At 37.5% G+C, this 10,475-nt stretch carries 7 protein-coding genes; 3 read left to right on the top strand and 4 right to left on the bottom strand.

The features are described 5' to 3' along the window. Positions 1 to 1,195: 1,195 nt before the first annotated feature. The 3 genes from adeC to adeA all read right to left on the bottom strand — a co-directional run bounded on the left by adeC (position 1,196) and on the right by adeA (position 6,968). A complete protein-coding gene (gene adeC / locus J576_RS18990) occupies positions 1,196 to 2,593 on the bottom strand; it encodes a multidrug efflux RND transporter AdeABC outer membrane channel subunit AdeC (protein ID WP_002049977.1) in 1,398 nt (465 codons plus the stop codon). 77 nt (positions 2,594 to 2,670) lie between these two features. Next, on the bottom strand, positions 2,671 to 5,781 hold the full coding sequence (adeB, locus tag J576_RS18985) for a multidrug efflux RND transporter permease subunit AdeB (protein ID WP_025467831.1): 3,111 nt from the start codon (positions 5,779 to 5,781) through the stop codon (positions 2,671 to 2,673). Beyond that, the gene (gene adeA / locus J576_RS18980; RefSeq protein WP_002049781.1) at positions 5,778 to 6,968 is read right to left on the bottom strand and encodes a multidrug efflux RND transporter periplasmic adaptor subunit AdeA; all 1,191 of its coding nucleotides are present in this window, start codon (positions 6,966 to 6,968) and stop codon (positions 5,778 to 5,780) included. Before adeA ends, adeB begins: the two co-directional genes overlap by 4 nt. Positions 6,969 to 7,112: 144 nt before the next feature. Between adeA and adeR the strand changes: the two genes are divergently transcribed. The 3 genes from adeR to J576_RS20565 all read left to right on the top strand — a co-directional run bounded on the left by adeR (position 7,113) and on the right by J576_RS20565 (position 9,226). After that, on the top strand, positions 7,113 to 7,856 hold the full coding sequence (gene adeR, locus J576_RS18975) for an efflux system response regulator transcription factor AdeR (protein ID WP_002049909.1): 744 nt from the start codon (positions 7,113 to 7,115) through the stop codon (positions 7,854 to 7,856). Between the two features lie 32 nt (positions 7,857 to 7,888). Further along, entirely contained in the window at positions 7,889 to 8,959 is a 1,071-nt protein-coding gene (gene adeS / locus J576_RS18970) for a two-component sensor histidine kinase AdeS (RefSeq protein WP_002049944.1), read from the top strand. A 105-nt stretch (positions 8,960 to 9,064) separates the two neighbouring features. Then, entirely contained in the window at positions 9,065 to 9,226 is a 162-nt protein-coding gene (locus tag J576_RS20565; protein WP_353743514.1) for a helix-turn-helix domain-containing protein, read from the top strand. Between the two features lie 31 nt (positions 9,227 to 9,257). Here the strand turns inward: J576_RS20565 and J576_RS19980 are convergent. Beyond that, a protein-coding gene (locus tag J576_RS19980; RefSeq protein ID WP_085944219.1) for an IS3 family transposase occupies positions 9,258 to 10,402 on the bottom strand; the annotation gives its coding sequence in 2 pieces (ribosomal slippage) (positions 9,258 to 10,138 and positions 10,138 to 10,402; 1,146 coding nt in all). Positions 10,403 to 10,475: the final 73 nt, after the last annotated feature.

Genomic DNA, 10,475 nt, shown 5'->3' with positions numbered 1-10,475 from the left:
TTTAATAAAATAATATATTTTACTAAAAATAGTTATGTAATTAGAGCCTTAACTCTAATTTGTGGTAATTTATATAAATTAAAATATAAAAGCTTTAAGTTAATAAGAACAATATTGAATACATTTTAAACAGTAAGTAGAGTTGTTTAGCATAATTAAATAAACTCTCATTGTATGAGGCAAGTTATAACTTTGCTGAAATCTAGGTAATTTAATTTTAAATAAGTAGCATTTAGATATAAGAAAATTATTTTATAGTTGTAGAGAAGAAAGCTGCCTAAATTTGGTTATTCAATTAACAATTAAGTTTCATATCTGTAATTTAATTCAAATTTTGAATTTTTAGTTAAATCGCAGTTTTGGCGTTAATGCACAATGAAGCTTAAAAAAAGTAAAGAAATAATTTATAAAAATGCCATGCTTTCTAGGATGTAGTGCAATAGCTAAAATGGAGCGTGAAAGATAAGACATAATATTTTTATCAGACTTTAGCCAAAAATTTCATTGTTGGCTAAGCAAAGCACAGTACCAGTGTATAAGAATAAGGAGGATTAAAGGCCTAGGTGCAAGTTACATAACAGTTCGTATAATATATATTATGTTAAATAGCATATCTAAAACCTACCAGATATATGACTCTGGCTACTCTACATTACTGCTACGCCGTTTATTCTTTACTACAGTAAATTTTTAGCTTGGTATCTGTTGCTCAAGCAACTTACCAAGCCGTGCCACTCTTAAAGACTTAACCTGGCTAACCCTATTTCTAATCTTAGCCAAAATAGTTCTGGCAGCTTTCTACAAAATGTAATTACACTTTTATATTTACCCTAGTGAGCCGAGCTACCTTACTAAATTCTAAATTTACGAGCCGTATTATGGCTACTGACTGCTATACAGATTTCTTTTTCTAAATCGCCTTTTAATCTCAAAATTTTTAGCCTGCCCACGCTAAAGATTAAAATATTAATTTTTTGTACTACATTGAAATTTAATAATAAATTTTCAAAAACTTCTTTACACGCTTGGAAAAACTGATATAGTACGTGTGTACAGCTATTGCTTAAATTCAACCTAATAGTTCATATGAACTTAAGCGCTGAATATATGATGTCATAGCAACATTTAATCATCTAAAGTAAAAATAAGCTGATCAGGAATCTCTCTATCAGCTTATTTTTTAGACCACAACTAGTTAGCTTTTAGATATTCCTCCTCCTAAAGCTTTATATATTTCGATTTGGTTATTGAATTTCATCTGTTCAAGCGCAAGTAAGCCTTGTTGTGCTGCATAGGCAGAACGCTGCGCATCTAAAACCGTAAAATAGCTATCAACGCCTGCTCTATAACGTGCCATGGAGAGTTTATAGGTTGCCTCAGTCGCAGAGACTAAGCGACGTTGTGCATCTAACCTTTCTCCAATATGTGCATGCGTAGCCAAAGCATCATTGACTTCACGGAATGCCGATTGAATAGCTTTTTCATATTTAGCCAATGCAATTTTCTGGTCAGTTTCTGCAATTTTAATATTAGCTTTTCGTGTTCCCCAATCAAAAATTGGTAGATCAATAGTAGGTCCAATCGACCATGCAAAATTGCCAGTTTTAAATAAATCTTTCAGTTCAGACGATGCATAACCCGTCGAGCCCGTCAGGCTTATGGTCGGGAACATGCGTGCCTTGGCAGCACCAATATTCGCTCCGGCAGCACGTAACTCATATTCGGCAGCTTTAAGATCTGGACGATGATTTAATAAATCACTTGGTAAACCGGCTGCAAAGGTTTTCTCAAAGGTAATATTTTGAATTGTATGATCAGGAAGTAAATTTTGCGGAACAGGATGACCTGCCAGCAAATCCAGTAAATTTTTTGCTTGTTGAATCTGGGTTTTATACGTTGCAACATCATTTCGTGCAGTTTCAACCGAAATTTGTGCCTGTTTTAACGGAACCTCACTATCAATACCAACTTCAAAACGCTTTTTATTAAGATGATAAGAATCGAGTTGTGTTTTTAGAGTCTGCTCGGCAAGATTTAAATTAGCTTGAGCAAAAGCATAGTTTAACCAAGCTTGCGTGACATTGCTGATTAAACTAATTTGAACTGCTTCTTTAACACTTTGTGTTGCTAGATAATTATTTAATGCCGCATCTTTTAAATTTTGCACACGTCCCCAAAAGTCTAGTTCATATGCGGTCATTCCTAAACCAACCTGAAATGTAGAAACAGGGTTATTAGGATTAATAGACGGATCAACTTGTCTTGCTGCACTTCCCATTACACCAATGGTGGGTAACTGGCTATTTTTTGTGATTTGGTATTCTTGCTGTACACGTTCAATATTGAGGGTGGCAGTACGTAAATCACGGTTGTTATTTAAAGTTATTTCAATAACCTGTGCTAATTTCGGATCAGAAATAAATTCTTTATAACTTCTTTCTGCAATCGTTTTTCCAGAATGATTTTGACTAAAATTTTGAGGAATATGAGATGTAATTGCAGGCTGTGGCGCTTGCATATTGACACATGCAATGAGTGCAATTGAGAGTGTAGAAAGAATGAGTCCACGAGATACGATTGCCGATTTAGACATAGTATTCTCCAAATAAAGTAAATTTTGAGCATATAAAGCATCAGAGGAAATTGAGTATTTCCCCTGATGCATTGAACTTAAGATGAGATTTTTTTCTTAGAGGAAAATAGCTTTTCTACTGCACCCAGAATGAAGATAAAAAACACGGGAACAAAGAAAATAGCCAGAATGGTTGCTGAAATCATGCCACCAAAAACCCCTGTGCCTAAAGCATGTTGAGTTTCTGAACTTGCACCTGAGGCAATCACCAAAGGAATTACACCACACGTAAATGCAAGTGATGTCATCAGAATTGGCCGTAAGCGAAGTTTGGCTGCGGCAACAGTGGCTTCAATCAAACTCATACCTTCTTCTTTCAGCATTTTCGCAAATTCAACAATCAAAATCGCATTCTTTGCCGATAGACCAATAATGGTAATTAGCCCAATTTTGAAGAACACATCATTCATTAACCCTCTAGACATAATGGCAATGATTGCTCCAAAAATACCGAGTGGCACAACCAGCATCACAGAAAGTGGAATTGCCCAGCTTTCATAGAGTGCAGCCAAGACAAGGAAGACCACGAGCATTGATAAACCAAGTAAAAAGGCCATTTGTGATTCAGACTGCTTTTCCTGTAAGGAAATACCTGTCCACTCGTAGCCAATACCTTTCGGTAATTTCGCAATCAGCTGTTCCATTTCACGCATTGCTTCACCCGATGACGTATCGAAGTTAGGAATACCAGCAATACTCAAAGATGGTCGTCCGTTATAACGATTATATTGTTGGGGTGCCTTATTCCATTGTGGCGTTACAACTTCTGATAACGAGACTAATTGACCGCTTGAACCCATGACTTTCAGATTCAAGATATCTTTCAATTGCATACGTGATTTAGCCTCAACTTGTACAATGACTTGTTGCATACGTCCTTGATTAGGGAAGTCATTGATATACATTGAACCCATTGATGTAGAGATGATGTCTGAAACATCAGAAAACTTAACACCAAGTGCACTAAGCTTTTCACGGTCAATTTTTAAAGAAATATTGTCACCTTGTGGCAACCCTTCATTCCAAACCATATAGAACTTTTTATTCTTGGCTGCCATTGCCATAAGTTCATCTTGAGCAGCCAATAAAGCAGGCATACCTAAGTTAGCACGGTCTTGTAAACGTAAACTGAAACCAGAAAAAGTACCTAACTCATCAATAGCGGGTGGTAATACGGCCATGGTCTCACCTTCCGTACTATTTGCCATCGAGGTATTCACGGCGTTTGTCATTTCAGATGCCGTACCAGTTCGTTCTTTAAAGTCTTTAAGGGTAGTAAAAGCCACCGCTACGTTTTGTCCTGCACCACTAAAGCCCCAACCTAAAATAGTGGTATTACTTTTTACATCGGGGTTATCTTTCAAATTATGTTCAAATTGATTGACTACATTTCGGGTACGTTCCGTAGTTGCATCTGAAGGTAATTGAAATGAAGTCATGAACCAGCCCTGATCTTCCTCTGGCATAAATGCAGTTGGCCAATATTTCATTCCGGCAAAGGTAATACCGGTAATCACTAAAAAGATCACCATCATTGGAACTGTATGTTTGATGATTTTAAGCAACATCAATTCATACTTTTTAGTGACTTTATCGAAGCTGCGGTCAAACCATGCAAAGAAGCCTTTCTTCTGATGATGCCCATCAATTGGTTTTAAAATCGTAGCGCAAAGTGCCGGTGTTAAAATGAGTGCCAATAGCGCTGAGAATAAAATAGACACCGACATGGTCAAGGTAAACTGTTTATAGATTACCCCTACAGAACCACTGGCAAATGCCATTGGTAAAAATACTGCAGCCAATACCAGCGTAATACCAATAATTGGGCTGGTAATCTCTTTCATTGCTTTAGAGGTTGCATCTTTAGGATTTAATCCCTCAGTCGCCATAATCCTTTCTACGTTTTCAACCACGACAATCGCATCGTCGACAATAATCCCGATGGCAAGCACCATACCGAACATGGTGAGTACGTTAATTGAAAAACCAGCAAGTAGCATTACGGTAAAAGTACCGAGTAAGGCAATAGGCGCCACAATCGCTGGAATAAGCGTATAGCGGACATTGTGCAAAAATAGGTACATTACAATGAAAACCAGAACCATGGCTTCAAGTAATGTATGAATTACCTTTTCAATTGAAATTTTAACAAACGGCGCGGTGTCGTAAGGAATACTAAACTCCATGCCTTCTGGTAAATTTAACTTTAACTCTTCAATTTTTGCTCGAACACCTTCGGCAGTTTTCACGGCATTCGCACCGGGGCTTAACTGAATTGCTGCAGCAGTCGCAGGTTTACCATTTTCCAAAATGGCAAAGTTGTAGGCTTGGGAACCGATTTCAACATTTGCAACATCAGATAACTTGATAACGCTACCGTTAGTTTTACTTTTTAAACTGATATTTTTAAATTGCTCGACACTAGACAATTGCCCTTGTGCAGACAGTGGAATAGTAATGAGCTGGCCTTTTTCAGCGGGTAAATCACCAAGTCGACCGGGTGCAATTTCGACGTTGTTTTCTCGAATTGCATTATTCACATCACTAATTGATAAACCGTAAGAAACTAACTTATTTGGGTCGACCCAAATACGCATAGCTTTCTCGGCACCAAAAGATTGAACCTTCCCTACACCTTCGACACGTTTTAGCTCTTCTACAACATTACGAACAAGGTAATCACTTAAATCAACTTCGGAATATTGATTATTTGGAGAGTTAATCCCGACCAGCATTAAAAATCCGGACGATGAAGCTTCTACCTGTAAACCTTGCTGACGCACAATTTGCGGTAAACGAGCCTCTACAGCTTTAATTTTATTTTGAACGTCGACCTGAGCCATCTCGACATCCGTGCCCGGTTTAAACGTAGCAGTAATCTCTGCTGTACCGGAGGTATCTGTTGTCGCACTATAGTAGAGTAGATTTTTTACACCCGATAATTCGCGCTCAATTAAGGTGACGACACTATCGTTAATAGTTTTAGCTGTAGCACCCGGATAAACCGCACTAATATTTACTTGTGGCGGAGCTACACTTGGAAAGCGCGCGATTGGTAATTTAGGAATACTTAGCAATCCAAATATAATAATAAAGATCGCGATAACCCATGCAAAAACAGGACGACGAATAAAAAATTGTGACATCATGATTGAGCTCCTTCAGTTGTAGAAGCTTTCTTTTCTATACTTGGAGCGTTATTTACAACGGCTGGGGCTTTCCATACAGCCATTGCCAATTTTTGATTTGGCTTAATGCGTTCAATGCCTTCAACAACAACTTTATCGCCAATTTTCAAGCCTTTGTTGGCAATGTAATATTGCTCATATTGTTGTCCAATTTCGATAGGACGAATTTCCGCTGTGCCTTTGGCATTGATAACATATACCTGCGGCTCACCATTAATATTACGTTGGATCGCTTGTGCCGGAACCAATAACGCTTGAGGAATAGAAGCACGGTCAATATTGACACGCACATACATGCCAGGAAGTAATTTTCGTTCAGTATTATTTACCTCTATACGGAACGTAACATCGCCCGTTTCAGGATCAACATTAATATCTTCAAATAATATCTTTGCTGTTACGTTATAAGGCTGTCCATGACTGTTAGTAATACGAACGGTCTTGTCACTATTTGCTGATAGTTCACCGCTTTGCAAAGCTGCTTGCAAACGCTCATATTCACTAATTGATTGTTTTACATCAACATAGACTTTATCAATTTGCTGGATGGTTGCCATGGTATTGGTATCACCTTGACCAACCAATGCACCTTCAGTAACAAAAGATTGTCCAATCCGGCCGGAAATAGGCGCTCGAACTGTTGCATATTGCAGATTCAAGTTTTGTCGAGTCAATACTGCTTTCATTTGAGCGACATCAGCTAAAGCTTGACGATATTGAGCTTGGGCATTACTTACTTCTTGCTTACTAATGGCATTACTTGGTAAGAGCTGCTCATAACGTTCTAGCTGAACTTTGAGCCTCGCAACCTCTGCTTCAGCCTTATTTAGGGAAGCCCGATTACTATTTACATCTGCCTCAAAAGTTTCTGAATTAATTTTATATAAAGCTTGCCCTGCTCTAACTTCACTACCCTGTTTAAATAAAACCTTTTCAATGATGCCTCCCACTTGTGGACGGATCTCAGCCGTACGGAACGCATGTACCCGTGCAGGAAGATTTTCACTAAAGTTTACCGATTGCGGTTGAATACTTAATACACTGACTTTAGCCGGCGGTGGCTCAGGTTGAGTTGCTTCTTTTGAATCACACCCCTGTAATATAAGCCCAATAGATAAAAATAAAGGAAGTAAAAGATGCTTTTGCATACTGTCCAAACTTAGTGAGTTTTCGATGCTGACATTATTTTTGATGAGTGTGTAGGGATAATCGCTAAAGTGTGGAGGAAGTGTGGAGAAACACGGATAATTTAGCGTATGATGGATTGAAGCGCTTTAATAGATAGATTTTCTATGTTCGATCATTCTTTTTCTTTTGATTGCCAAGATAAAGTTATTCTTGTGGTAGAAGACGACTACGATATTGGCGACATTATTGAAAATTATTTAAAACGTGAAGGAATGAGTGTGATTCGTGCCATGAATGGAAAACAGGCCATTGAATTGCACGCTAGCCAACCTATCGATTTAATTTTACTTGATATTAAATTACCCGAGTTAAATGGCTGGGAAGTGTTAAATAAAATACGCCAAAAAGCTCAAACCCCAGTAATTATGCTAACGGCGCTCGATCAAGATATTGATAAGGTGATGGCACTACGCATAGGTGCAGATGACTTTGTGGTTAAGCCATTTAACCCGAATGAAGTGATCGCTAGAGTTCAGGCAGTATTAAGAAGAACTCAATTTGCAAATAAAGCTTCTAATAAAAACAAGATCTATAAAAATATTGAAATTGATACTGAAACTCATAGTGTTTATATACACTCTGAGAATAAGAAAATCTTGCTTAATTTAACGCTGACCGAATATAAAATTATTTCATTCATGATTGATCAGCCCCACAAAGTTTTTACCCGTGGTGAACTCATGAATCATTGCATGAATGATAGTGATGCACTAGAACGAACTGTAGATAGCCATGTGAGTAAGCTTAGAAAGAAATTGGAGGAACAAGGAATACTTCAAATGTTGATTAATGTGCGTGGCGTAGGATATAGACTGGATAATCCACTAGCTGTAAAAAATGACGACTAAATAATATTAAAAATATAGCTAGGGAATATTCTATGAAAAGTAAGTTAGGAATTAGCAAGCAGCTCTTTATTGCATTAAGTATTGTTAATTTAAGCGTTACGCTTTTTTCAGTTGTGCTGGGTTATGTCATTTATAACTATGCGATTGAAAAAGGCTGGATTACTTTAAGCTCACTTCAAGAAGATTGGACCACTTTTCATTTTGTAGACTGGATCTGGTTGGCTACTGTTATCTTCTGTGGCTGTATGATCTCACTCGTGATCGGGATGCACCTCGCAAAACGTTTTATTGTGCCGATTAACTTCTTAGCCGAAGCAGCCAACAAAATTAGTCAAGGTGATCTCTCTGCTAGAGCTTACGACAACAGAATTCACTCCGCAGAAATGTCCGAGCTTTTATATAATTTTAATGATATGGCTCAAAAGCTAGAAGTTTCTGTTCAAAATGCACAAGTCTGGAATGCTGCCATAGCGCATGAGTTAAGAACGCCTATCACAATTTTACAAGGCCGCCTACAAGGCATAATCGACGGCGTTTTTAAACCCGATGAAATACTATTTAAAAGCCTTTTAAATCAAGTTGAAGGTTTATCTCACTTAGTCGAAGACCTACGAACTTTAAGTTTGGTCGAAAACCAGCAACTCAGATTAAATTATGAATTGTTTGACTTTAAGTCGGTACTTGAAAAGGTTCTCAATGCATTTGAAGATCGCTTGCAACAAGCGAACCTAGTACCAGAACTAGATCTGACAACCACTCCAGTTTTTAGTGACCGCCGTCGTATTGAGCAAGTTTTAATTGCTTTAATTGATAATGCTATTCGCTATTCAAATGCAGGTAAACTTAAAATTTCTTCAGAAGTGGTTGCAGACAACTGGATATTAAAAATTGAAGATGAAGGCCCCGGAATTGCAACCGAGTTCCAAGATGACCTATTTAAACCATTTTTTAGATTAGAAGAATCAAGAAATAAGGAGTTTGGTGGCACAGGTTTGGGATTAGCTGTTGTACATGCGATTATTGTGGCACTTAAAGGTTCTATTCAATATAGCAATCAAGGCTCAAGAAGTATTTTCACCATAAAAACTCCTATGGATGATTAAAACGCTGAAAATCTTCCACGGCTTATTTTAATTTTTAACCGCTTAACTTATACAAATTTTTTATGCTAAAACTACGATTACTAATTTAATTAAAAATAAATCTATATGAATAGACTTGAATGTAATCGCATGTTTATTTCGATCATTGAGCAAGGTAGTTTTGTTAAAGCTGCCGAAAATTTAAATACAAGCGTCGCACAAGCATCCAAGCTTATTTCAAAACTAGAGAATGAATTAAGAGGTGGTCCCACATGTTTGAACAACTAAAAGCTTATTTATAAGTGATACTCTGCTCTAGTTAAGCTACCTTATTTTGTTGTGGTAGCTGGTCATAGTAAAACTCATCTGGAGTCATTTTGTCCAGACTCGAATGAGGTCGTTTCAAATTATAAAATTCAAAATATGCGTTTAATTGCTTCTTCGCATCCAAAACATTGCTGTAGGCTTTGAGATACACCTCTTCATATTTAACGCTCCGCCATAATCGTTCAACCATCACATTATCAACCCATCGACCTTTACCATCCATGCTGATTTGGATGTCATTTGATTTCAATACATCAATAAATGCATCACTGGTAAACTGACTGCCTTGGTCTGTATTAAATATTTCAGGTCGACCATATTTTTCAATAGCTTCATTTAATGTTTCTATGCAAAATGTAACCTCCATACTAATCGATACTCTATGCGCAAGTACCTTGCGGCTATGCCAATCAATCACAGCACATAAATAAACAAAGCCTTTTGCCATAGGGATATACGTTATATCCGTAGACCACACTTGATTACTGCGCTGAATAGCCAATCCTTTGAGCAGATATGGATATTTGCGGTGAGCTTGATTAGCCTGGCTTAAATTTGGTTTGCAATATAACGCATTAATGCCCATTTTCTTCATTAAAGTACGTGTATGACGTCGTCCTATATGATGTCCTTGACGATTCAACAAATCACGCATCATACGGCTACCTGCAAAAGGGTATTGCATATGTAACTCATCCATACACCGCATCAGCTTCAGATCTGATGCACTCACAGGTTTTGGGCGATAGTAATAACAACCACGGGAGACTTTCAGCAGCTGAGCTTGCTTAGATACTGAAATCTGAAGTGAGTCATCGATTAACTTTTGTGGTTGAAGCGGCCCAGTTTCTTCAACACACCTTCTAAAAAATCAATTTCTAATGCCTGCTCACCGATTTTTGCATGTAGTTTTTTTAGATCGATGGGTGGTTCTGTTGGAGCTTTTGATTGATCGAAAGCTTGCGAGGAAGCTGAAATCAGTTGATTTTTCCAGTCGATAATTTGGTTTTGATGAACATCAAATTCAGCACTCAATTCAGCAAGTGTTTTTTCTGCTTTAATCGCAGCAAGTGCTACCTTAGCTTTAAAATCATTTGAATGATTTCTTCTTGGTCTACGTGCCATAAAATACTCCATATATTGATGTTTATAACATCATTTGGGGAGCAAAATATCACTTATAAGTGTTGTTCAAATTTCCTGATCCACC

The sequence above is a fragment of the Acinetobacter sp. 766875 genome (assembly GCF_000582055.1).
Classification (GTDB): domain Bacteria; phylum Pseudomonadota; class Gammaproteobacteria; order Pseudomonadales; family Moraxellaceae; genus Acinetobacter; species Acinetobacter nosocomialis.
Note: the sequence above shows the minus strand (reverse complement) of the source record. Positions and strands in the feature narration are given on the sequence as shown.

Excerpts from the sequence above, each read along its gene's own strand:
- J576_RS20565 (WP_353743514.1), top strand. The coding sequence starts at position 9,065 with ATGAATAGACTTGAATGTAATCGCATGTTTATTTCGATCATTGAGCAA.
- adeR (WP_002049909.1), top strand. The coding sequence starts at position 7,113 with ATGTTCGATCATTCTTTTTCTTTTGATTGCCAAGATAAAGTTATTCTT.
- adeC (WP_002049977.1), bottom strand. The coding sequence starts at position 2,593 with ATGTCTAAATCGGCAATCGTATCTCGTGGACTCATTCTTTCTACACTC.
- adeA (WP_002049781.1), bottom strand. The coding sequence starts at position 6,968 with ATGCAAAAGCATCTTTTACTTCCTTTATTTTTATCTATTGGGCTTATA.
- adeS (WP_002049944.1), top strand. The coding sequence starts at position 7,889 with ATGAAAAGTAAGTTAGGAATTAGCAAGCAGCTCTTTATTGCATTAAGT.
- adeB (WP_025467831.1), bottom strand. The coding sequence starts at position 5,781 with ATGATGTCACAATTTTTTATTCGTCGTCCTGTTTTTGCATGGGTTATC.